Genomic DNA, 21690 nt, shown 5'->3' with positions numbered 1-21690 from the left:
AACCGGAGCGTAGTGTGTCGGCATGCGGCCTACATTGGTGAGCATCGAGAGCACCTATCCGGGACCATCATGAACCGCGCTGCCAAGCCCGCTGACCTTAACCTAACCGCCGACACCGCCATCTGGAATTCCGACGACGAGCGCTGGGAAGCCGTCACTCGCCGCGATCCGCTCGCGGACGGTGCATTCTTCTACGGCGTGAAGACGACGGGTGTGTTCTGCCGTCCGTCCTGCGCTTCGCGCCAGCCGCGTCGTGAGAATGTCGCCTTCTTCGCAGACGCCGGCGGCGCCCGCGCCGCGGGCTTCCGCGATTGCAAGCGCTGCCAGCCGGGAGGATTGCCGCGCGAACTGGAGATCGTGAACCGCGCGTGCGCCGCGCTCGACGCCGATCCGCAGCAACGTCTCACGCTCGCCCAATTGAGCGACGCCGTGCACGTGAGCCCGTTTCATCTTCAGCGGCTGTTCAAACGCGTGGTGGGCGTGTCGCCGCGTCAGTACCAGGCCGCGCAGCGCGGCGCAGCGTTGCGCGACGCGCTCAAGAGCGGCGCGGACGTCACGCGTGCGACGCTCGACGCCGGCTTCAACTCGCCTTCGCGGATGTACGACAGCGCATCGGCGGAATTGGGCATGGCGCCGTCGGAATATCGCCGCAAGGGTGCGGGACTGACGGTCCGCTATACGAGCGCGCCGACATCGCTCGGCTTCGTGCTGGTGGCCGCGACCGACAAAGGCATCTGCAAAATCGGGTTCGGCGACGACGCCGCCTTCCTCGTCGACGAACTGCGCGGCGAATTTGCCAACGCGGCCCTGCTCGACGATCCCGAGCGGCTCGCACCGTTCATCGCTCAAATCGACGCGTACCTGCGCGGCACACGTCAGGACTTCGACCTGCCGCTCGATATTGCCGCGACCGCCTTCCGGCAGCGTGTCTGGGACGCGCTGCGGCGCATTCCGTATGGCCAGACGCGCAGCTACACGGAGATCGCCGAAGCGGTCGGCGCGCCCCGCGCCGTGCGCGCCGTGGCGAGCGCCTGCGCGACGAACCCCGTTGCGCTCGCCATTCCGTGTCATCGCGTCGTGCAAAAGGGCGGGGCGCTTGCGGGCTATCGCTGGGGCTTGCCGCGCAAGGCTGCTCTTCTGGACAACGAGGCGCAGCACGCGCGCAACGTTTCCGCAGATGAACCCAGCCATTCCCAGACGGGTCCTACTGAAACCGTCGCTACTAAACTGGACCACGCCGCGTGAGCACGCTTGACGAAGTTGCAACCCTGGAACTGCCGTACAAATCGCCATTCGACTGGCCACGCCTGCTGCGCTTTTTCGGCGGACGGGCGACGCCCGGCGTCGAGACAGTCGAAGACGGCGCCTATCGCCGCGCAATCGAATGGGACGGCGACAGTGGCACGCTCAGCGTGCGCCAGCATGCACGCAAGCGCTGCCTCGTCGCAACCATCGAGGGACCGGTGAGCCGTCACGCCGACGCACTTGCAACCCCCATCGCGAGGATCTTCGATCTGCACGCCGAACCGAAGAAGATCGGTGCCGCCCTGGCCGCCGACCCCTGGCTCGCGCCGCTCATCGAAGCGGCGCCGGGTCTGCGCGTGCCGGGAGCGTGGTCCGGTTTCGAACTGGTGGTGCGCGCGATCGTCGGCCAGCAGATCAGCGTGAAGGCCGCGACAACCATCATCGGACGACTGGTACAGCGAGCCGGCGAGCGTATCGAAGGGCATCCGCACGCAAGCACCGCGTGGCGTTTTCCGACGCCAGACGCCCTGGCAACAGTCGATCTCGCGCAAATCGGCATGCCGGGCAAACGCGTCGCGGCGCTGCAGGGTTTCGCGCGCGCCGTCGCGAGCGGCGACGTGCCGCTCGACAGCGCGACCGCCGACGCGCGCAGCCTGCGCACGGAATTGCTCGCCTTGCCGGGCATCGGCCCGTGGACTGTCGAGTACGTCGCGATGCGCGCGTGGCGCGATGCCGACGCGTGGCCCGCGCTCGACCTCGTGTTGATGCAGTCGATCTCCGCGCGCGACCCGTCGCTCGTGCGGGCGACCCAGCAACGCGCGCGCACCGACGCATGGCGACCGTGGCGTGCTTACGCGGCGATGCATCTGTGGAATGAAGTAGCGGACCGCGCCGGTGCCGCGCGTGGCGGCTAGCTTTGCTTGCTGGCTCGCGTGGGTCAGCCGTTTTCCCGTTTTGCCGTTTTCCCGTCGCGCCGCATCGACCGCGCGCGGCACGCGGCGTCGTCCGCTAAAAACCTTACCGCCGCAATGCCCGCAATAACCCGAATTCCCGTGGCCAGATTCGTGAATCCGGCGTGAAAACAGTCGGTCAGACCGGCCGGAACAGCCCGCCGAGGCGGCCTCAAGCAGGCGCCGTGGCGAGATGTTAAAGTGCCCGCTACTGAAAATTCCGCCGAACGTTGTCGACCGCATCACGCTGCCAGCAAGCAGCGAAGCGGCACATGGCGGCCGACAACGCCCGACTCGCATCAATGCCAAACATCACACAATCCCGCACGACCGACGCGTTCTCGCACCGCCTGTCCGTGCTGACTTCTGGCCCGCAACGCGATGCGCTGCTGCACGGCCTGCGCGGCATAGAAAGAGAAAGCCTGCGCGTGACGCACAACGGCGAACTCGCGTTGACGCCGCATCCGCGCGCGCTCGGATCGGCGCTCACGCATCCTTCGCTGACCACCGACTATTCCGAAGCGCTGCTCGAATTGATCACGCCGGCCGAGCAGGACGTCGCGCTGACGCTCGATAAGCTCGACCGGTTGCATCGCTTCGTGTACGCAGAACTCGGCGACGAGATTCTGTGGAACAACTCAATGCCCGGCCTCTTGCCCGATACCGACGACGGCATTCCAATCGCGAACTACGGCACCTCCAATATTGGCAAGCTGAAGTACGTCTATCGGATCGGCCTTGCGCTGCGTTACGGTCGCACGATGCAGTGCATTGCAGGCATCCACTACAACTATTCGATGAACGAGGAAGTGTGGCGGCTGTTGCATGCGGATCAGCAATCCACCGCGAGCGCCGTCGATTTCCAGTCGGATCGTTATCTCGCGCTGATCCGCAATTTCCGCCGCACCAACTGGCTGCTGATGTATCTGTTCGGCGCGTCGCCGGCGCTCGATCGCCGCTTCTTGCGCGGGCGCAAACATACGCTCGAAACCTTCGACGCAGACACGCTGTACCGTCCGTATGCAACCAGCCTGCGCATGAGCGATCTCGGCTACTCGAACACCACCGCGCAAGCGGCGCTTCATGCCGACTACGACACGCTGCCCGGTTATCTCGACGCACTTGCGAAGGCCGTCAGTCAACCGTATCCGGCATACGAGGCAATCGGTACGCAGCGAAACGGCGAGTGGGTGCAGATCAACACGAATGTGTTGCAGATCGAAAACGAGTTTTACTCGACGATCCGTCCGAAGCGCGTCACGTATCCGGGCGAGCGTCCTTTGCATGCGCTGGCTGCGCGCGGCGTGCAATACGTCGAAGTGCGCTGCATGGACATCGACCCATTCGAGCCGGTTGGTATTTCTCTGGAGACGTCACGCTTTCTCGACGCCTATCTGCTTGTGTGCGCGCTCGACGACAGCGCGCCATTGCCGCCGCAGCCCTACGCGGAGGCCAACCAGAACTTCGCGCGCGTAACGACCGAAGGGCGCAAGCCCGGCCTCGAACTGATCCGTGACGGCCATCCGGTCGCGATGGCCGAGTGGGCCGAAGAGCTATTCGTCAAGATCGAGGCCGCGGCAGCCACGCTCGACGCACTGCAGGGCGGTGACGCGCACGCGCGCTCGGTTGCCGTTCAGCGGGCGAAGCTTGCCGATCCGTCGCTTACGCCATCGGCGCGGGTGTTGCAAACGATGCGCGACAAGCAGCAGAGCTTCCTCGAATTCGGTCTGGAACAAAGCGAAGCGCACGCGGCCTACTTCCGCGCGCGTCCGCTGGAGCCGGGAGAGGCCAAGAAGTTTGCAGAACTGGCCGAACAATCGCTCGAGGAGCAGGCGAAGCTCGAACGCGAAGAAGTAGGCTCGTTCGATGCATTTGTCGCCGCTTATCGGGCGTATACGTTGAATCGTTTCAGCGTCTGAGCGAACCGGCTCACGTGCGCGAAGCAACGTACGAAAGCGGCTTGAGTAGCCGCTTTTTTATTGCGCGGGGCATGTGCGGTAACGGCTACGTAATTGATGCGCAAAACAGCGGGTGCGTCGGCAAAACGTTCACGACTTCGACGTTTCTTTGACGTAGAGGAAACGCCCTCCGCGCGTAACGGTCCAAACTGTTACGACACGCTAGCGAGAGGGAGGATCAACGTGATGAAGCAAAGTCTGTTGGCCGCACTGTGCATTGCGACGGCGGCGGTTGCCGCGACCGCATGTTCAACGCAAGGACAAGTCGATCCCGATGTTATGCAGATAGCAACCACGCCCCTGACGTGTTCGAACAAAGCGCAGTGCGACCTCTGGTGGCAGCGCGCGCAGACGTGGGTCACGAACAATTCAAAATACAAAGTCGAATCCGCGACCGACACGCTAATTCAAACGACCGGCCCCGATGGCGGCAAACGCGCCCTCGCGTATCAGATCACGCGCACCGCGAATCCCGACGGCACCGCGACGATCGGTTTCGCCGCACATTGCGATGGATCGCTTGGCTGCACGCCGAACCCATGGGAAGCGGGCGCCGACTTCAAGCAATACGTTCGAGGATCTGCGGTGGACACTCAGAAATCCGATGTGAAGCCGTCGCAGCCCGCACCTACCGCCACGCATCCCGACGCGTTGCAAGGGCAGTCGGTGACGCCAACGACTGGCGAAGCAGTCAGTCAATGAGCCGAGCGTTGGGCGCCGGTCAATGTCCCATGGAAGGACCAACGCCTTTGCGCGGCTTGGTGATCCACACGAGCACCGCAAGCACGAGGAACGCCGCGCACGATATGCGGAAGAAGTCGTTCGTGGCGAGCATGTAAGCCTGCGCAGTCACCACCTGCTCGAGCTGCGCGGTAATGCTGCCACCGGAAAAGCCGACGCCGGCGAGTGCATCGGTGTACGCATTCGTATTCGGCGTGTAGACGTTCACGTTGTCGATCAGCATCGCGTGATGGCGAATCGTATCGTTCTCCCAATACGTCGTACTGATCGCAGTGCCGATCGCCCCCGACAAGGTTCGGAAAAAGTTCGATAAACCCGACGCGCTTGCGAGCCGCTCGTCGGATACGCTCGACAGGGTGATGGTTGTCATCGGCACAAAGAAGCACGCCACGCCGATGCCCTGCACGATACGCGGCCAGATGACGTGGTTAAACGGCACGTCGAGCGTGAAAGTGGAGTTCCAGAACGACACGAACGCGAACACGATAAACGCGAAACTCGCCACCACGCGCAAATTCAACCGATGCATGTTCTTGCCGATCATCGGCGAGAGAAACAGGGCGAGCAAGCCGACCGGCGCGGTGGCAAGACCGGCGAGGCCCGCGGTGTAGCCCATCACGGTTTGCAGCCATAGCGGGAAAATCACCACCGAGCCGAAGAACGCCATGAAGCCGAACGAGATGATCAGCACGCCAAGCGCGAAGTTGCGGTCCTTGAACAGCGAAAGGTCGACCACGGGTTCTTTCTCAGTCATCTCCCACACGAGCATGAACGCAATCGACACGACCGCGATCACCGCAAGCGTCACGATAAATGTCGAGTTGAACCAGTCACGGTCCTTGCCGAGGTCGAGCACCATCTGCAGGCACGCCACGCCGATGACGAGCAACGTCAGACCGACCGCGTCGATACGCTGCTGGGTGGTCTTCGTTTCCCGGCCGCGCAGCAGCACGAACGCGCAGCCCGCGGAGAAAAGGCCGATCGGCACGTTGATGTAGAAGATCCAGGGCCACGTGTAGTTGTCGGTGATATAGCCGCCCATTACCGGCCCGAAAATCGGCGCGCAGATGACGGTCATCGCCCACAGGCCGAGTGCGAGCCCGCGTTTTTCCGGCGGATACGAGCGCATCAGAATGGTCTGCGAAAGCGGCACCATCGGCCCGGACACAAGGCCTTGAACCAGGCGAAACATGATCAGCGACTCGAAATTCTGCGCAAAACCGCACAGCGCCGACGCGATCGTAAAGAGCAGCACGGACAGAGTGAAGAGCCGCACTTCGCCGACGCGCCGCGCCAGCCATCCGGTGAGCGGCACAGCGATCGCCGAGGCCACCGAATACGACGAGATTACCCACGTGCCCTGGCTCGTCGCCACACCGAGACTGCCGGAGATGGTCGGCACGGCCACGTTGGCAATCGACGTGTCCAGCACCTCCATGAAGGTGCCGAGCGCGAGCCCCACCGTCAGCAGCGCGAGCGCGCCGCCCGTAAGCGGCGCCGGTTCGGCTGCGGGCGGCGTGGCGGGTCGGGCCGCCGGTCCAGTAGCGTTGGATGCCGTAGCGTCCATATGTTTTTCTCCTCAGCGCGGAAAAGATTGTTGTGCCACGTTTATCGCGTCGTTTTAGCCGTCGCGCATATATGCACGATCACACTCTGCCCAGACAGAGATATATGCGCAGTACAGCCCGTAATCCGGGCTCCAGCTACTGCTTGCCGTCTTCCGGCGATGAATCCTGAGGCGGCTCGTCGGGCAGTTCGCCCGGCGAACACAAGCCGCAACCGGCGCTCGAATCCGGATCGACGCCATTCGCAATGAAACGGGCAAGCAGATCGATCAGCGTGGCAAGGTCGGCGGCGGTGAAGCCGCGCAACTGTTCGTTCAGCACCGCAGCGCCAATGTCCGGCAACTGCCGAGCCGCGTCGTGACCTCGCGCCGTCAGTTCCAGCTTGATCATGCGTCGGTCGGCGTCACTGCGCGTGCGCAACACAAAGCCTTTGTTTTCAAGCCGATCCAGAAGACGCGTCATCGAGCCGCTGTCGTACGACATAACGCGAGACAACTCGAACGGCGTGTTCGCCCGGCCGGCGGCCAGCATCAGAATGACGCCGATCTGCTGGGCGGTCAGCCCAAGCGGCTTCACCGCGCGGTCGGTGCGTTCAACCAGCACGTTGCGAGCCTTCGACAGGTAGTAGCCGAGACTGGACTCCAGCCGGATTTCATCTGCTTTGTAGGGGCCGTCTGTCATCGTGTATCCGGAACATCGCTGGGCAAGCAAAGCTTAGCTGCCTAAGCAGGAAGATCAATGGCGATTTTCGTAGACCGCCACGGAGGAGCCGCCGAAAAAACAACAGCGCACCCACAAATCGCGCATCAGTATCTTGAAATTTACTTGCATAGTCAATATTATACGAAGCAACGAGTTACGCGATCCGCGCCACCCGAGACTATGTTCTGACCGCTTTTTTGTCCGCCGTCGAATGCGGCGTGACCCAAGGATGTTCCTCCCATGCTGTACCTCAAAAATACCCTCGGCGGTTTAGGCCGCTCATTGACCGATTCAGCGTTGCACAGCTTCCAGGGCCCGCATCGCTGGTGGAAGCTCGCGCTATTTGCCGTGCTGTTCGTACTGCCCGGCGGATCGGTAGGGGTTGCGATTCTGGCGTGGGTCGAGCATCGACGTGGGCGCAAGAGTTCGAGCAGCAGCGCATCTGTCGAAATCGCGGCCGAGCCGGTGCGGCTGGTCGGCACTGCTGTAGCGACCAGCGCGCACCACGTGGCGAGCGCTTGCCAGTTGCGCGGCGACGCGCCATGCCGGGCAGCCGCGGGCAAGCTCGCGCGCAAGCCGGCATCGGCGGAATCGCGGGTCGACTCGCGGGCGTGACCGGGGCGGTTTCGCCGCTTTCATCGAATACCAGGCCGCTCGCCAGTAACAGCACGTAACCTTCGCGACACCGTCGGTAACACACCTACATCGCTCGCCGCATTAACCTTTCTGTTTCCCGCGCCCAGCGGGCTCTTACGCTAACATGCCGGCAAACCATACCGGCCGGCGCCGTCATCGGCGGCATCGCGGCGTCCAGAAGGAATCAATGCATGCAGTCTGACCGAATCTCGTCCGCGCGGACCTTTGCGCCGCGCGTCCTGAACCTCGCGGTAGCTGTGTCCGTCGCGGGCCTCGTGGCCGCGTGCGCGGTCGGTCCAGATTACAAGCGCCCAGACGCCGAGATTCCCGCCTCGTACAAGGAAGCCGCACCCGGCTGGAAGGTCGCGCAACCCTCGGATCAGCAGGATCGCGGCGAATGGTGGACGGTCTATCAGGATCCGCAGCTCGATGCGCTCGAAGAGAAGCTGAACACCGCGAATCAGACCGTCGCCCAATTTGCGGCTGCGTACCGTCAGGCCCGCGCGCTGGTCGGTGAGGCGCGCGCGGCGTATTTTCCAACCGTCGGCTTGTCGGCGGGCGCTACGCGCTCCGGCAGCGGTGTTTCGTCGAATGCGGTTGCGGCGAGCGGCAGCAACCGCTCCGGTGTCGTCAACAGCTACAACCTGAAACTCGACGCCAGCTGGGAACCCGATCTATGGGGCTCGGTGGGTCGTTCCGTGAACGCGCAGAAAGCGGGCCAACAAAGCGCGGCCGCCGATCTGGCCAACGCGCGTCTGTCCGCGCAGGCTACGCTCGCGCAGACGTACTTCGCGCTGCGCTCGCTCGATTCCAACCAGAAGCTGCTCGACGAAACCGTCGCTGCCTATCAACGCTCACTGCAACTCACGCAGAACCAGTACGCCGCGGGCGTGGCCGCGCGCTCCGACGTCATCCAGGCGCAAACGCAGCTGCAATCGGCGCAGGCCGCCGCGATCGACAACGGCGTTCAGCGCGCGCAGGACGAACACGCGATCGCAGTCCTCGTGGGCGAACCGGCTTCCACGTTTTCAATTCCGCCGATGCCGCTCACCGCGACGCCCCCCGCGGTGCCCGCGCAAATGCCATCAGCGCTGCTGGAACGGCGGCCCGACATTGCGTCTGCGGAGCGCAAGGCCGCGGCGGCCAACGAGCAGATCGGCATTGCAATTGCCGCCTTCTTCCCGTCGCTCACGTTGTCGGCGAGCGGTGGCTTCGAGAGTTCGTTGTTCTCGCAACTGCTGACCGCGCCGTCACGCTTCTGGACCGTTGGGCCGCAACTCGCGGCGACCCTGTTCGACGCGGGGCTGCGCCGTGCGCAAACCGAAGCCGCCCGGGCCGCCTATGACCAGAACGTCGCGACCTACCGCCAAGCGGTGCTGACCGCGTTCCAGGACGTTGAGGACAACCTCGCGTCGCAGCGCATCCTTGAGCAGGAAATCGTGGTGCAGCAGCAGGCCGTGGAATCGGCGCGCCAGGCGCTTGCCATCGTGACGAACGAATACAAGGCCGGCACGGTGGGTTTCGTGAACGTCCTCACCGCACAAACCACGGCGTTCACGGCCGAACAGAAGCTGCAGACCATCGCAGGTCAGCGGATGGTGTCATCGGTCGGTCTGGTCAAGGCGCTGGGCGGCGGCTGGGACGTCACGCAGATGAACCGCGAAACCGGCGATGTGGCCGCACCAGCGCCATTGCCAGCGTCATCCACGTTACCGACGACGCCGGTTGCACAGAGCGATGCCCCGCGAACGTCAATGCCCGCTCAGGCGCAGATACAAGCGCAAAGCAAATAGAACTCGCGGGCGTGAGCAAGCGCCGCACGGCGCTGAAATACGAAAGAGGCATGAGCGGCTAACGGAGCCGGGCATACCTCTTTTTCGTTCTGTCTGAGAACTCGCGCGGCGTAACGTAAGCGCGGCCTCCCCGTTGCCGTGCCACACCGCGATCAATGAGCGAAAGACAACGTGACGGTGTCCGGTCCGCTCGGCCGCCCCAGCAAATTCAGCAGTCCCGCGAGATTGTCGCGAGCCTCGGGCGCGGACGTCGCCGTTCCGTGAAATGACGTGGACGCCGGCGACACGACACCGCGGCCGTTCAGCATCAGCGGGCCTTTGATTGTGCGCAACTCGATCGTCGACGAGACGCCCTCCGCCTGGAACACAAGCTGATAGGAGCCGAGCGGCTTCACCGGCGATACACGCGAACTCACGTCGCTCAGCGCGACCGTCAGCTGGCCAAACGCCTCGCGGTTGAAGCTGCGCCAGTCGGACCACGAAAGCCGCACGTCGCCCTGTAGATCCAGCGTGTTGAACGGCGCGCCCAAGCCGCTTAGCAGCGAAGCAGGCACGCCAATCGTGCCGGGGGTGACGTTCGCGCTGCGCGGCGTCGCGTCGATGGTAATCGGATCGGGCATTGCCTCGCTATGGCGCATGGTCATGCGCACACGGCCGGTGAAGAGCGGCCAGAACGCCGTGCGCCATTCGATCCGTCCCGGCAGCAGCGTCGCGGCGCTCATGTCCGAGCCGGCCGCCAGCATCAGCGTAGCCGAGCCGTGCCACAGCGAACCGCTCGGGTCGACAAGGTTCACATGGCCGCCGCTCTGGCGGGCAAATTGCGGTGTGATCCACGCAGCGGGTAGCAGCGCGAGCATCACGGCGGCGTTCGAGAAGACCGCGACCAGCACCCAGGGCAGCACGGCGCGCACGCGCCGCATCCAGTAAGTCATGCGAGATCCCGTGACAGCGCGGTCATTTCGCCGTGGATGGCTGCAAGGACGCGGTGACATCCACCTGGCCGTCTTCTTTTAGCGCGGTCACGTGCGCCTCGGAGACCTGCACCTTGAACTGGCGGCGAACGTCGTCGACCCAGGCCGTCCACGCGGGAAACGATGCGTTCTTCATCTGCACCTGCACCGCGTTGCCGATCACCTGCACTTGCGTGGCTGCAAGGCCATGATCGCTGAGCGACGCGGTGAGCGCGTCCTTCAACGCACCGCCGGTCGGCGCAACGCCCTGTGCCGCCGCGGAAAGCTGGCGCGCTTCGTTGGCCTGCGCGGTCATCTGCGCGAGTTGCCGCTGCAAGGTGGGCAACGATTCACGCAGACGCGCGCGGCCCTCCTGCGCCGGCGCCCACAGCACCGACCACGCGATCACCACTGCGAGCACGCCGCCGCCCCACGTCAGCAACGCTTTTTCGCGGTCGGTTCGCTGGTACCAGAAGCCTGCCCAGGTTTGCGCGAGTTCAGCTTTCATTGTCCGTTCCTGATGGTCCACTTGCCGGTGTTGCTGTCGATCGCGCCGCTCAGTCCGTTGCGCGCAAGGCGTTTGGCGAAGTCGGGGTCGAGCTTCACTTCGGGTTTGAAGGTAACGTCGAGACGCCGGTCGTGATAATCCAGCGCGGCGATGCCGTTGACCGGCACAGGCGGGAGCGACCTTGCGAGGCCATCGGCGAGCGACAGAAAATCGCCCGGCGAAAGCTCACCGGCGGCCACGCGCAGCTGCTGCAACTGACGCGACATCTGATCGGGCGCATCGAGCACGACCGTCGTCTTCGGAAAGGTGGTCAGCAGAAGCTCGGTCATCTGCGTACTGATCGCGTCGCGCTGACGCGAAAGCATCAGCCACTGCACATTTGCACCGACGATGGCGACCACCAGCGCGCCGAGCGCCAGCAGCACCGGCAGGCGCAAACGGCGCAGCGTCGCGCGGTCGAGCCGCCACGGCTGCGACGCAAATTCGAACTGGCAAAGATCGAAGCGGCATGTGAGCGCGCGGCGCGCAAGCTGCTCGAAGGGCAGGGGACTCGCGCCATGCACCAGCGCGCCGAGACGTGCCGGACTGCTAGCACCAAGACTCGGCTCGTTGCCCGGAACCTCGGTCAGCATATAGAGCGAAACCGGCGTTGCGCCGGCGAGCGCGGCAAGCGTCGCGTTCACCGCATTCGCAGGCACGGCAAGGCCTTCGCCTTGCGCGCCGCGGGCAATCGCCAGCTCCACGCGCGGCATACCGCTTTCGACGGCGCCTTCCAGCAACATCGCGGGCGCAGTCTGAACCACGGTGCCGAGCACCGCCGCCACCATCGGCACGATTTCGGGCGCGGCGCCGGCCGCAACCGGCACCGGCGCCGCGTCTGCGAGCGACGCGCCCGCCATGGCCGGCTCCGTCGCGCTCACGGTTTCGGCGACTTCGGCCGGCACGGCGGGCAGCGTTGCTTCCGGCAGACAACGCGTGACCGGCACGGCGCGCAGACTCCGGTGGCCAGCTGCGGAAAAAGCCTCGTAGATGAAGCGGAACCATCCACGGTCGATGATCGCCAGCACCTGACGACCGCCTGCGGCCGATTGCGAATCGACGGCAATATGGCAGGTTTGCGGGTCCTGGATCAGTTGATCCTCGACGATATTCGGCAATGCCTGGCGCAGCTTCGGGCCGCGCAGCGGCGGCAGCGTGGCGGGCATCATCAGCAGGTCGCGCGCGGCAACCATCAGCACCGTCGACGTGGCGCGCGGCAGCAGCGCAAGCGCCGAGCGGCCGGCGCGTTGCGTGCGTCCCGACTTGTCGAGCAGCACGAATGGCAAGTCCGGCAGTTGCCATTCCTGCGACGGCACCGCCGGATCACGCGGCGGCAATAAGACGATCAGCGTGCTCAAAGGCCACTCTCTTTGGGAAAGGCGTTATTCATAGTTGGTCTTGCACTCGCACGATACGTGTAGTGTGAGTCAAAGCATCGCGATAGACGAGCGTCGTGCGATCCACCTCGGCGCGCTCGTGCTGCACGCGCCCGTGGATCAGGAAGTAGTTCGTATTGACGTCGTACTGATTCGGATCGACGGAGACGGTCTGCACACCCGCGCCGCGCAAAGCAAGCTGGACGTCGCCGGCATTATGGAAAAACACTGTCTGCCGGCGCGCGACGAATGCCTGCGCGGACGACAGACTCATACCTGGCACAATTGCGGCGATGACCTCCGCGGAGGCCGTGTTCATGTTGACCGCGGACACCGTAGGCAGCACGGTGACGAAGGGCCGCAAGCGCGCGACCATCTCCGGCGTGTAGCCGGGAATGTCGAGCAGCGAGTCGACGCTGGTCATTTGCAATGGCGCGTGCGCCGCGCTGTCGTCGCCGTCTTCGATACCGGGCTTGTCGGTAAAGCCGCCGCTCGTTGCGCCGCCTTGAATGGGCGCTGTCGCTGTCGTGCCGGACGTCGACGTGACAGTCTGAAAACGCGTTGCCGACTGTGCGAGGCTCGCACGCACCTGCACAGCGGTGTTCTTGGCGAGCTGGCCGCTCAAGCCGAGTGACACGAGCAGACGCTGGTATGCGCCGATCTGCTCCGTGTCCAGTTGCATCACCCCGGGCGCGGGGCTCGCAACGAGGTTGCGAAGATTGAACTTGGCCTGAGCGTCTTCAATGGATCCCGACAGATAAGTGGCGGCGCCTTGCTGAGCCCGGACCTCGCCGATCTGGCCGAGGAAATCGGAGAGCCTCGTCTTTGCGATCGGCACGCCCCACACGCCGCCCAGATACGTGATGCCTGCGGAGGTATCGCCTTCGGAGCGAAGAATCAGACGCGTCCAGTCGAGCGCACCGCGCGAAACCCACTGGGCCTGCGCGAGCAGGCGCTGATTCTCGATTCGGCGAACCTGAACCTGCTGGCGCCATAGCATGCCGGAGACCAGAATGGCCGACAGCGCCACTACCAGCAACGCGCTGATAATGGCCGCGCCGCGCTGTTGTCCGTGTCTTTGGCCGCCCCGTCCGCCTCGCGTCGCCCGACGTTGAGCCACGCCACGCGACGCATCGATCGAGGCTGAACAAACGGCAGAACATCGCGCAAGAAGCGAGGAGAATCTCATGTCATTCTCCAATCAGAAAAACGCGAGTGATGGGCCGCGCGAGCGACTTCGCGGCCACGCTCACTTCAAGTCCGGTCACCGAGCGCGGCAACGGCGCATTGCCGAGCTGCGGCACCTTCAGGTTATTGTCGGCCTCCGTGATCGCACCCTGCACGTCTTTCATCTGCGTAGTCCAGCCGACTCTCGGCACGTAGAGGCGCGCGGAAATCGCGCCGACGCCGCCCATCAAAGGCAGGCCGGTCCATCCTTCGCTCTCGCCGCCGCGCAGCGCCGAGCGCAGATCGCCGACGCTCGCAAGCGGCGGGGACGCATAGCGAATCACGCGTCCTTCGGTGACGCGGTAACGGACGACCTGCAAACGCGGCGCAGAGCCGGGCAAGGTTAATTGCCGCACGATCTGCAAGCCGCCGCCCGCAAGCGACACCGCGGGTTGGCCGGATTCGTCGTCCGAGGCGGCCTGGCGTGCGTCGATACGCATCTGGTCGAACAACTGCGCGAAGACCCGCTCGTCTTCCATTGCATTCGTGATGGTCTGCCGGCCGCGAATGATCTGATCGAGTCCACGCCACGACAACACCGCGATCACCGCCATGATCGCAATCGCGACCAGCAACTCGATCAGCGTGAAGCCATGCGCGCCCGCACGGCGGCGGCGGCGCTCAGAGCGAACGGTTGTTTTCATTCGCGACCACCGTGACCATCTGAGCGAGGTTGCCGGAACGCCCAGGCATCGTCACCATGACTTCCACGCGACGAAACACCGGGTTTGGCGTCGATGTCACATGCTCGGTACAGATCAACTGCAAGTTGCCCTGCGAACAATCGAAGCTCGTCGAGCCGACGTTCGGCCATGCATGCGTAAGACGCAATTGCGCGAGCGTGTTGTCCGCGCTCCAGCCAGCCAGGAGGCGCCGATGAAGATCGGCTTCGCCGCTCGCGAGACTGCCTACTGCGCGCAGCGATGCGGCGAGCGCCACCGCGATGATCGCGAGCGCAACGAGCACCTCGATCATCGTGAAACCGCGCTGGCGGCTAGCGGCCTTGCGCGCCGCCGTGCTGCTGCAACGACGCATGTCAGTGAACCTCGTAGCGGCCGTTGCCGGTGCCGACGATCGTCGCGCGCCCCGCAGCGGAGAAGAGCGTGATGCGCACGGGCACGTCGATCGCCTCGGTGCCGAATACAACACGGCTCGCTTGCGAACTCGAACCCGGATAGTCGATCGTCACGCCGGTCACGCCGCCTTCCCACTGACGGGGCTTCAGCAGATCGTCGCGCAACGGACGCCAGCCGTCTTCGGTACGCATGTCGAAACGAAAGCCACCGTCCAGTGGTTGCCATGCGATGGGACGCGCGCGCACCTGCGCTTCGTCGCCGGCCGACTCGAACAGCAGCGCGAGACGTTGTGCTTCCTCGTTGAGATCGGTGCGCGGATTGCGCGTCATCGTCAATGCGGTCAAGGACACCAGCAAGCCCGCAATCACCAGCACCACCATCATTTCCAGCAGTGTGAAACCCGCCGCATGTCGACGGCCGGCTCTCGCACTCATTGCGCTCATTGCGCCTTTTGCGCTCCATGCAGTCGAACGGCGGCAGCCACGCGCGTGCGTAGCCGTGCCGGCCGCGGCGAGCGGCGGCTTGGTCGTCACGCGTGCTTTACTGTCGTCTATTGCCACGAGCCCACATCGGCGTCATTGCCTTCGCCGCCCGCCTTGCCGTCCGCGCCGTAGCTGAACACGTCGATCTCGCCGTGCACGCCCGGATTCAGATACTGGTAGCCATTGCCCCACGGATCGTTCGGCAGACGTTCGAGGTAGCCGCCGTCTTTCCAGTTGTTCGGTACCGGATCGGTGGCCGGCTTTTCGATCAATGCGCGCAGGCCCTGCTCCTGAGTCGGATAACGGCCGTTGTCCAAACGATAAAGCTTGAGCGCCTGCATCACGGTGCCGATGTCCTGCTTCGCGGCAACGCGCCGCGCTTCGTCCGGACGGCTCATGATTTTGGGCACGATCAACGCGGCCAGAATGCCGAGAATCGCGATCACGACCATGATTTCGATCAGCGTAAAGCCGCGTTGACGACGGCTGCGCGGACCCGCGATTGCTGTGCGGCGAGTGGTCGACAGTTGCATAGCTTGCTACCTCTTTTCAGGTGAATTTTCGACTGGGCGGGATTCGCGTCCAGCACTTTCGGTGCCATTGAACACGCCCGGCCGGTCATTTTAATGTCATGTAATCGCGGGGTTTCAACCCAACGCAATTTTCACAATAGTCCGTACAATGATGCGCATGAACGCCATCCAAATCCGCCTTCTGTCGCTTGCGCTGTTCGCCGTGTTCTGCGCGACGCTGACCTACTGGATCATCACGCTCACCACGACGTCGGGCGCACCGTTGCCCGCAGCAGCCGCGCACACGCAGGTCTCGACCGACCAGGCCGCCACGCTGTTCGGCGGCCAGCTCACGCGCACCGCGAACCAGGACGTGCACCTGTTCGGCATTCTTGCTTTGCGTGAAGGCGCCGCGGCCATCGTCAGCGTGGGCGGCGAACCTCCGCGTGCGGTATCGCTCGGCAGCACACTGATGCAAGGCGCCAAACTCTCCGAAGTCCGCGCCCGTTCGATCGTTATCGACCGCAATGGCGCGCATTCCGAAGTATTCCTGCCGGCCAACGCGGCGGGTCCCACGATCTACGTTCGCTAAACGGAGCAGAGCCGGGCGACAGGCACGCCGCTTCGCATCGACCCGCAGCACCGCACCCGCCGGATTGCTATGCGTCATTGCACCGGCTACTTCGCATAGGTCCGTCGCTTTTGCCGCCGCACAAAGGCGCCGCGGCACCGCGCTACTGCACCAGGTTGTTCAACTCGATGATCGGCAGCATCACCGCCAGCACGATCACCAGCACCACGCCGCCCATCGCCAGAATAAGCAGCGGCTCCAGCAAACTCGTCAGAAACATCGTGCGGCGCTCGAGCTCGCGCGCTTCGCCGTCGGCCGCGCGGTCGAGCATGGTCGTGACGTCGCCGGTCGCTTCGCCCGAGCGGATCAGGTGAACCAGCACCGGCGGAAACGTCTTCGTGTTGCCGAGCGCGCGCGAGAGCGACGTACCTTCACGAACACGCACGATTGCGTCGTCGATGTTGCCACGCATGGCCGTATTGCTGAGCGTTTCAGCCGCGGCCTGCAGCGCGCGCAGAATCGGCACGCCGGCCGCCGTCAGGATGCCGAGCGTGCTCGCAAAACGCACGGTGTTGTAGCCGCGCACGAGTTTGCCGAGTAGCGGGGCGGTGAGCAGCCAGCGGTCGAACGCGAGGCGCGGGCCCGCTTGTCTGAGCGTCGAACGCACTGCATAAAAAAGAATCGCCACCGCGATCAGCACGGCCCACCACCAGTTCCGCACGAAACCGGACAGCGCCATCATCATGATCGTGAGGAAGGGCAGTTGCTGCTTGGTGCTCGCGAACACGTTGACGACTTGCGGCACCACGTAGCTCAGCAGAAACGTGACGATGCCGAACGCGATGATCGTGACGATGGTCGGGTAGGTGAACGCGAGCACGATCTTCTGCTTGAGCGCGTTGCGTTGCTCGATGTAGTCGGCCAGCCGCGACAGCACGAGTCCGAGCTTGCCGGTATGTTCGCCGGCTGCAACCAGCGCGCGATAAATCTCTGGAAAGTCTTTCGGATGCTGCGTCAGCGCATTCGCGAGCGAGTGGCCGCCGAGCACTTCCGCGCGAATCGCGGCCATCAGTTCGCGAATGTAGTCGCGCTCCGATTGTTCGGTGAGCACCGAGAGCGCTTCGTCGAGCGGCAGACCGGCAATTAGCAGGCTGGCCAGCTGACGCGTGAGAATCGCCTGCTCGCGCTGTGACAACCGCCGTCCCAACGACAGACGTTGATTGCGCTCGCCGCGCGTGCGCGTGGCCGCAGGTTCGACCACAAGCGGTGTGAGTCCCTGCGAACGGAGATTGGTGCGGGCACCGCGCGCGCTGTCGGCGTCGAGCACGCCTTTTTGCGCCTTGCCCGCCGCGTCGATCGCTTCAAAACGAAATGCCGGCATGCGCTTATGCTCCGCCCGTCACGCGGATCACTTCTTCAAGCGACGTCAGCCCCGAAGCGAGCCAGCGCTCCGCGTCCTCGCGCAGCGTGAGCATGCCTTGCGCGCGGCCTGCCGCGAGGATGTCCGCGTCGGACGCATTGCGGTGAATCAGCGTACGGATTTCGTCGTCGATCAGCAGCAGTTCATACACGCCGCGACGGCCTGCATAACCGGACTGGCCGCATTTGTCGCAGCCGACCGGATGCCAATGCACGCGACCGTCTTCTTCGACGCGCTTTTCGCGGCACACCGGGCACAAACGCCGCACGAGCCGCTGCGCCAGCACACCGAGCAGCGACGACGCGAGCAGATACGGCTCGACACCCATGTCGGTCAAACGCGTGACGGCGGACGCGGCGTCGTTGGTATGCAGCGTAGCCAGCACGAGGTGGCCGGTGAGCGAAGCCTGCACCGCGATCTGCGCAGTTTCGAGGTCGCGGATTTCACCGATCATGATGATGTCCGGGTCCTGACGCAGAATCGAGCGCAGCGCACGCGCGAAGTTCATGCCGATCCGCTCGTTCACCTGGGTCTGGCCGATGCCCGCCAGGTCGTATTCGATTGGGTCTTCCACCGTCATGATGTTGGTGGTCGCCGTTTCGAGCCGCGACATCGATGCGTATAGCGTGGTTGTCTTGCCCGAGCCGGTCGGGCCCGTTACCAGCACGATGCCGTGCGGCCTGCCGATCAGCTTGTCGAACTTGCCGAGCGTGTCCGCGCCCATGCCGAGCGCTTCGAGATTCAGGCGCGTCGCATCCTTTTCGAGCAGACGAAGCACCGCGCGTTCGCCGTGGCCTGTCGGCAGAGTCGAGACGCGCACGTCGACCGGACGCCCGCCCACGCGCAGCGTGATACGGCCGTCTTGTGGCAGACGTTTCTCGGCGATATCGAGCTGCGCCATGATCTTGATCCGCGAGATCAGCGCGCCATGCAGCGCTTTCTTTGGACGCACGACGTCGCGCAACGTACCGTCGACGCGAAAACGCACCACCGACGACGTTTCGAACGGCTCGATGTGAATGTCCGACGCCTGTTCACGCGCTGCCTGCGTGAGCAGCGCGTTGATCATGCGGATGATCGGTGCGTCGTCTTCGGATTCCAGCAGGTCTTCCACCTCGGGAATGTCCTGCATGAGGCGAGACAGATCCACTTCGCCTTCCACTTCGCCGACCACCTGCGCCGCGCTGCCGTCCTGGCGCGCATACGCCTGGTTGATCGCCTGCGCGAGTTCGTCGGCGGGAATACGCACCACAGACACCGCGCCGAAATTGCGCGCCACTTCGGCGAGCGCGGCTTCACTCGTACGCTCGCTGATCCACACTTCGAGGCTGTCGGCGTGCTGATGCGCGACCAGGATCTGGCCGCTGCGCGCGAAGCCATAGGGCACGAGCCTCGCGGCGATCGCGGACGGCGCCGCGCGCTCCGCATGATCGGCGTGCTCTGTCATTGCCGCCGATGCAACTCCGGCGGCCCGCGACGATGCCGGCGACGTTGAGGCTGACGGCGGCATGGACGGCGTATTCACGGCTGAACTCCTGGCGATGCGGTGGACGGCGCAACCGGCACTGGGTTGCTCTGCACGGCGCCGTTCACCGCAGGGGCGGCGGGCGCAGTGTAGGGCGCGCCGGTATTCGGCTGCGGCGCGGACGAACCTGACTGAGGAGGCTGCATCTGCTGACGGCGCATCTGGTCGAGATCGAACAGATTCAACGGCGATCCGCCCTGACTCGGGCCGGCGGGCATCGGCGGAACCACCGGGTCGTCCTTGTCCTTCATCAGGTTGTTGTCCTGCCGGTACGCGCCCTGCACACCTTGAATATAGTCGTAACGGTTGGACGTGACAGCCTGCGCGGTGTCGCGATCGCTGATGATCACGGGGCGCAGGAACACCATCAGGTTCGTCTTGTTGCGGTTCTTCTGCTCGGAACGGAACAGCTGGCCGATCCACGGAATATCGCCAAGCAGCGGCACCTTGCTGTTGCTGACCTGATAGTTATCCTGCATGAGACCGCCGAGCACGATGATTTCGCCGTTGTCTGCGAGCACCGTCGACTGGATCGAACGCTTGGTGAACTGCGGGCCGGCCGGGTTCGTCGCCGCGTTGGTCGTGCCGTTCACGATCGCCGAGTCTTCCGTGTAGAGCTGCAGCTTGAGAATGCCGCCGTCGGTGATCTGCGGTTTGACGTGCAGCGTCAGGCCCACGTCGACGCGGTCATATGTGTTGAAAGCCGAGCTTGCACTTCCGCTCGTCAAGTTCGAATACGAACCCGTTTGGATCGGTATGTTCGTGCCGACGACGATCTTCGCTTCTTCGTTATCGAGCGTGATCAGGTTAGGCGTGGACAGCACGTTCGCGTCGGCGGTCTGCGAGAGCGCCTGCAACAAAGCGCCGAGACCCTGCACGCCGAAAATGTTGTGAAGCCAGCCGATGTTCAACCCCTGCTGCACGTTTTGCGCGGCCAGCGCCGTGGCGAGACCGCCTGTGGCTCCAGCCGCCGCGGCCCCAGCCGTCAGGTTGATGATGCTGTTGCTCGAACCGGTTGCGAGGTTGGTGCCGGCGAAAATCGAATTGTTCGCAACCTGCCACTGAATGCCGAGATTGCCACTCGTGTTCGAATTCAGTTCGACGATCAGCGCTTCGATATAAACCTGCGCGCGGCGCGCGTCGAGCTGGTCGATCACCGTGCGCAGATTGCGGTATACAGGTTCCGACGCGGTGATGATCAGCGAATTGGTCGCGGCGTCCGCCTGGATCATGCCGCCCGGCTGATTGTCTTCGTTCTTGTCCTTGTCGCCGCCGAGCAGCCCGCCCGAAGCATTGCCGCTGTTGGAACCATAGCCGCCCGCACCGGAGCCGCCCATCGGCGAGGACATGGAACTGCTGTTGAGCCCGCCCGAGGGCAGCGGCGGAGTGCCGGATGTGCCCGTCGAATTGTTGCCGCCGAGCCCACCGCCGGCGTTCTGGTTGAAGGCGTTCGCCTCGTTCGTTCCTCCCGACGAGCCGCTTTCGCCGCCTTTGCCCAGCATGCCGCGCAAGGTCTTCGCGAGCTTTGTCGCCTCGGCGTTGCGCAACGGCACGACGTGCATGTTGCCAGGCATGCTGGTTGGCGCGTCGAGTTCGCGCGCGAGCGTTCGCGCGGCGGCAAGACGCGCGCCGTTCGACGCGCGGATCAGCAGCGAGTTGGTGCGCGGGTCGGCGGTAATCGACACTTTCAGCGTAGCGTCCGTGCTGCCGATCGCGCCCGGGTCGAGCATCTTGTTCAGTTGCGCGGCAATGTCGAGGGCGTTCGCGTTTTTCAGTTGCACGACCGACACCGACTGGCCAGCCGCCGTATCGACACCGGCAATGATCTGCGCAATGCGCCGCACGTTGTCCGCGTAGTCCGTCACGACAATCGTGTTGTTGGCAGGGTAAGCGGCCACCGTGTTGTTCGGCGAAATCAGCGGGCGCAGCACCGGCAACAGATTGTTGGCCGACTCGTTTTTCAGCACGAATACCTGCGTGACGACCTGATCGCCTCGCGCAGTCGGCGCGTTGCCGACATAGGTCGGAACGCCCTGCAATTTGGCGTCGGCTTCGGGTACGACTTTCAGTACGCCGTGGTCCTGTACCAGCGCGAAGCCCTGCATGCGCAGCGCGGATTGCAATGTCTTCAGCGCCTGGTCCTCGGGCACCGCGTTTTCTGACACGAGATTCAACTGACCTTTGACGCGCGGGTCGACGATGATCGTCTTGCCGGTCGCAGCGCCTATCGCCTTGGCCACCTGGTCGATATCGGCGTTGACGAAGTTGAGGGTCACCTGTGCGTCCGCCGCCTGCGCAGTGATCAGTCCAGCCACCAGCAACGCCGTTGCGACGCGACGCAAAGCCATACGATTTCTTCTCATGGAATGTAATGTCGATGCCGGCAGCTCGAGCCGCCGGCGGTCATGCAGCGC

General features: G+C 64.1%; 20 protein-coding genes. 7 read left to right on the top strand and 13 right to left on the bottom strand.

Going from position 1 to position 21690, the window contains the following annotated elements; translation table 11 throughout:
• Positions 1-69 precede the first annotated feature (69 nt).
• The 4 genes from ada (at position 70) to OH764_RS17125 (ending at position 4855) form a co-directional block, all read left to right on the top strand.
• Positions 70-1245 (top strand): bifunctional transcriptional activator/DNA repair enzyme AdaA, encoded by a 1176-nt coding sequence (gene ada, locus OH764_RS17140; protein WP_498847559.1) that lies wholly within the window; start codon positions 70-72, stop codon positions 1243-1245.
• Positions 1242-2159: a DNA-3-methyladenine glycosylase family protein gene (locus tag OH764_RS17135; RefSeq protein ID WP_498847558.1), complete on the top strand. Its 918-nt coding sequence runs from the start codon at positions 1242-1244 to the stop codon at positions 2157-2159. The genes ada and OH764_RS17135 overlap by 4 nt, the downstream gene beginning before the upstream one ends.
• A 338-nt stretch (positions 2160-2497) precedes the next feature.
• Positions 2498-4114, top strand: coding sequence for a glutamate--cysteine ligase (gene gshA / locus OH764_RS17130; RefSeq protein ID WP_498847557.1), 1617 nt, complete (start codon positions 2498-2500; stop codon positions 4112-4114).
• Positions 4115-4339: 225 nt separating this feature from the next.
• A complete protein-coding gene (locus OH764_RS17125) occupies positions 4340-4855 on the top strand; it encodes a hypothetical protein (protein ID WP_498847556.1) in 516 nt (171 codons plus the stop codon).
• Between the two features lie 19 nt (positions 4856-4874).
• On the opposite strand, the gene OH764_RS17120 is transcribed toward OH764_RS17125, so the two are convergent.
• Positions 4875-6461, bottom strand: a complete 1587-nt coding sequence (locus tag OH764_RS17120) for an efflux MFS transporter permease (protein ID WP_498847555.1) — start codon at positions 6459-6461, stop codon at positions 4875-4877.
• Between the two features lie 136 nt (positions 6462-6597).
• On the bottom strand, positions 6598-7140 hold the full coding sequence (locus OH764_RS17115; protein WP_498847554.1) for a MarR family winged helix-turn-helix transcriptional regulator: 543 nt from the start codon (positions 7138-7140) through the stop codon (positions 6598-6600).
• Between the two features lie 261 nt (positions 7141-7401).
• On the opposite strand from OH764_RS17115, the gene OH764_RS17110 reads away from it, so the two are divergent.
• Entirely contained in the window at positions 7402-7776 is a 375-nt protein-coding gene (locus tag OH764_RS17110) for a hypothetical protein (RefSeq protein WP_498847553.1), read from the top strand.
• 212 nt (positions 7777-7988) lie between these two features.
• Positions 7989-9590: an outer membrane factor lipoprotein domain-containing protein gene (locus OH764_RS17105; RefSeq protein ID WP_498847552.1), complete on the top strand. Its 1602-nt coding sequence runs from the start codon at positions 7989-7991 to the stop codon at positions 9588-9590.
• A 152-nt stretch (positions 9591-9742) separates the two neighbouring features.
• Here OH764_RS17105 and OH764_RS17100 read toward each other — a convergent pair whose 3' ends face one another.
• From OH764_RS17100 to gspG, 8 genes are all read right to left on the bottom strand, one after another.
• A complete protein-coding gene (locus tag OH764_RS17100) occupies positions 9743-10522 on the bottom strand; it encodes a type II secretion system protein N (RefSeq protein WP_498847551.1) in 780 nt (259 codons plus the stop codon).
• A 22-nt stretch (positions 10523-10544) separates the two neighbouring features.
• Complete coding sequence (locus tag OH764_RS17095) at positions 10545-11048, bottom strand: type II secretion system protein M (RefSeq protein WP_020067379.1); 504 nt, start codon at positions 11046-11048, stop codon at positions 10545-10547.
• Positions 11045-12445 (bottom strand): type II secretion system protein GspL, encoded by a 1401-nt coding sequence (gene gspL / locus OH764_RS17090; protein WP_498847550.1) that lies wholly within the window; start codon positions 12443-12445, stop codon positions 11045-11047. Before gspL ends, OH764_RS17095 begins: the two co-directional genes overlap by 4 nt.
• Positions 12446-12473: 28 nt before the next feature.
• A complete protein-coding gene (gene gspK, locus OH764_RS17085) occupies positions 12474-13652 on the bottom strand; it encodes a type II secretion system minor pseudopilin GspK (protein WP_498847549.1) in 1179 nt (392 codons plus the stop codon).
• 1 nt (position 13653) lies between these two features.
• Complete coding sequence (locus OH764_RS17080) at positions 13654-14334, bottom strand: prepilin-type N-terminal cleavage/methylation domain-containing protein (protein WP_498847548.1); 681 nt, start codon at positions 14332-14334, stop codon at positions 13654-13656.
• The gene (gene gspI, locus OH764_RS17075; protein ID WP_498847547.1) at positions 14312-14725 is read right to left on the bottom strand and encodes a type II secretion system protein GspI; all 414 of its coding nucleotides are present in this window, start codon (positions 14723-14725) and stop codon (positions 14312-14314) included. Before gspI ends, OH764_RS17080 begins: the two co-directional genes overlap by 23 nt.
• A 1-nt stretch (position 14726) precedes the next feature.
• A complete protein-coding gene (locus tag OH764_RS17070) occupies positions 14727-15209 on the bottom strand; it encodes a GspH/FimT family pseudopilin (RefSeq protein WP_408170787.1) in 483 nt (160 codons plus the stop codon).
• 107 nt (positions 15210-15316) lie between these two features.
• A complete protein-coding gene (gene gspG / locus OH764_RS17065) occupies positions 15317-15781 on the bottom strand; it encodes a type II secretion system major pseudopilin GspG (RefSeq protein ID WP_020067385.1) in 465 nt (154 codons plus the stop codon).
• Positions 15782-15938: 157 nt separating this feature from the next.
• On the opposite strand from gspG, the gene OH764_RS17060 reads away from it, so the two are divergent.
• Complete coding sequence (locus OH764_RS17060) at positions 15939-16352, top strand: type II secretion system protein N (RefSeq protein WP_498847546.1); 414 nt, start codon at positions 15939-15941, stop codon at positions 16350-16352.
• A gap of 142 nt (positions 16353-16494) precedes the next feature.
• On the opposite strand, the gene gspF is transcribed toward OH764_RS17060, so the two are convergent.
• The 3 genes from gspF to gspD are packed head-to-tail and all read right to left on the bottom strand — an operon-like array spanning position 16495 to position 21624.
• Positions 16495-17712, bottom strand: coding sequence for a type II secretion system inner membrane protein GspF (gspF, locus tag OH764_RS17055; protein WP_027776886.1), 1218 nt, complete (start codon positions 17710-17712; stop codon positions 16495-16497).
• 4 nt (positions 17713-17716) lie between these two features.
• Complete coding sequence (gene gspE / locus OH764_RS17050) at positions 17717-19276, bottom strand: type II secretion system ATPase GspE (protein WP_020067388.1); 1560 nt, start codon at positions 19274-19276, stop codon at positions 17717-17719.
• Positions 19273-21624, bottom strand: coding sequence for a type II secretion system protein D (gene gspD, locus OH764_RS17045; protein ID WP_498847545.1), 2352 nt, complete (start codon positions 21622-21624; stop codon positions 19273-19275). The genes gspE and gspD overlap by 4 nt, the downstream gene beginning before the upstream one ends.
• Positions 21625-21690 lie beyond the last annotated feature (66 nt).

Source organism: Burkholderia sp. M6-3 (assembly GCF_050858985.1).
GTDB lineage: Bacteria > Pseudomonadota > Gammaproteobacteria > Burkholderiales > Burkholderiaceae > Paraburkholderia > Paraburkholderia caledonica.
The sequence above is the reverse complement of the archived record's forward strand: the minus strand, read 5'-3'. Positions and strand labels throughout refer to the sequence as shown.

Bases quoted from the DNA above. Each gene is read 5' to 3' on its own strand.
- ada (WP_498847559.1), top strand. From the start codon at position 70: ATGAACCGCGCTGCCAAGCCCGCTGACCTTAACCTAACCGCCGACACC.
- gspK (WP_498847549.1), bottom strand. From the start codon at position 13,652: ATGAGATTCTCCTCGCTTCTTGCGCGATGTTCTGCCGTTTGTTCAGCC.
- gspG (WP_020067385.1), bottom strand. From the start codon at position 15,781: ATGCAACTGTCGACCACTCGCCGCACAGCAATCGCGGGTCCGCGCAGC.
- OH764_RS17095 (WP_020067379.1), bottom strand. From the start codon at position 11,048: ATGAAAGCTGAACTCGCGCAAACCTGGGCAGGCTTCTGGTACCAGCGA.
- OH764_RS17105 (WP_498847552.1), top strand. From the start codon at position 7,989: ATGCAGTCTGACCGAATCTCGTCCGCGCGGACCTTTGCGCCGCGCGTC.
- OH764_RS17110 (WP_498847553.1), top strand. From the start codon at position 7,402: ATGCTGTACCTCAAAAATACCCTCGGCGGTTTAGGCCGCTCATTGACC.
- OH764_RS17125 (WP_498847556.1), top strand. From the start codon at position 4,340: ATGAAGCAAAGTCTGTTGGCCGCACTGTGCATTGCGACGGCGGCGGTT.
- OH764_RS17080 (WP_498847548.1), bottom strand. From the start codon at position 14,334: ATGAAAACAACCGTTCGCTCTGAGCGCCGCCGCCGCCGTGCGGGCGCG.
- OH764_RS17120 (WP_498847555.1), bottom strand. From the start codon at position 6,461: ATGGACGCTACGGCATCCAACGCTACTGGACCGGCGGCCCGACCCGCC.
- OH764_RS17070 (WP_408170787.1), bottom strand. From the start codon at position 15,209: ATGAGCGCAATGAGTGCGAGAGCCGGCCGTCGACATGCGGCGGGTTTC.
- OH764_RS17060 (WP_498847546.1), top strand. From the start codon at position 15,939: ATGAACGCCATCCAAATCCGCCTTCTGTCGCTTGCGCTGTTCGCCGTG.
- gspI (WP_498847547.1), bottom strand. From the start codon at position 14,725: ATGCGTCGTTGCAGCAGCACGGCGGCGCGCAAGGCCGCTAGCCGCCAG.
- gspF (WP_027776886.1), bottom strand. From the start codon at position 17,712: ATGCCGGCATTTCGTTTTGAAGCGATCGACGCGGCGGGCAAGGCGCAA.
- gshA (WP_498847557.1), top strand. From the start codon at position 2,498: ATGCCAAACATCACACAATCCCGCACGACCGACGCGTTCTCGCACCGC.
- OH764_RS17115 (WP_498847554.1), bottom strand. From the start codon at position 7,140: ATGACAGACGGCCCCTACAAAGCAGATGAAATCCGGCTGGAGTCCAGT.
- gspD (WP_498847545.1), bottom strand. From the start codon at position 21,624: ATGGCTTTGCGTCGCGTCGCAACGGCGTTGCTGGTGGCTGGACTGATC.
- OH764_RS17100 (WP_498847551.1), bottom strand. From the start codon at position 10,522: ATGACTTACTGGATGCGGCGCGTGCGCGCCGTGCTGCCCTGGGTGCTG.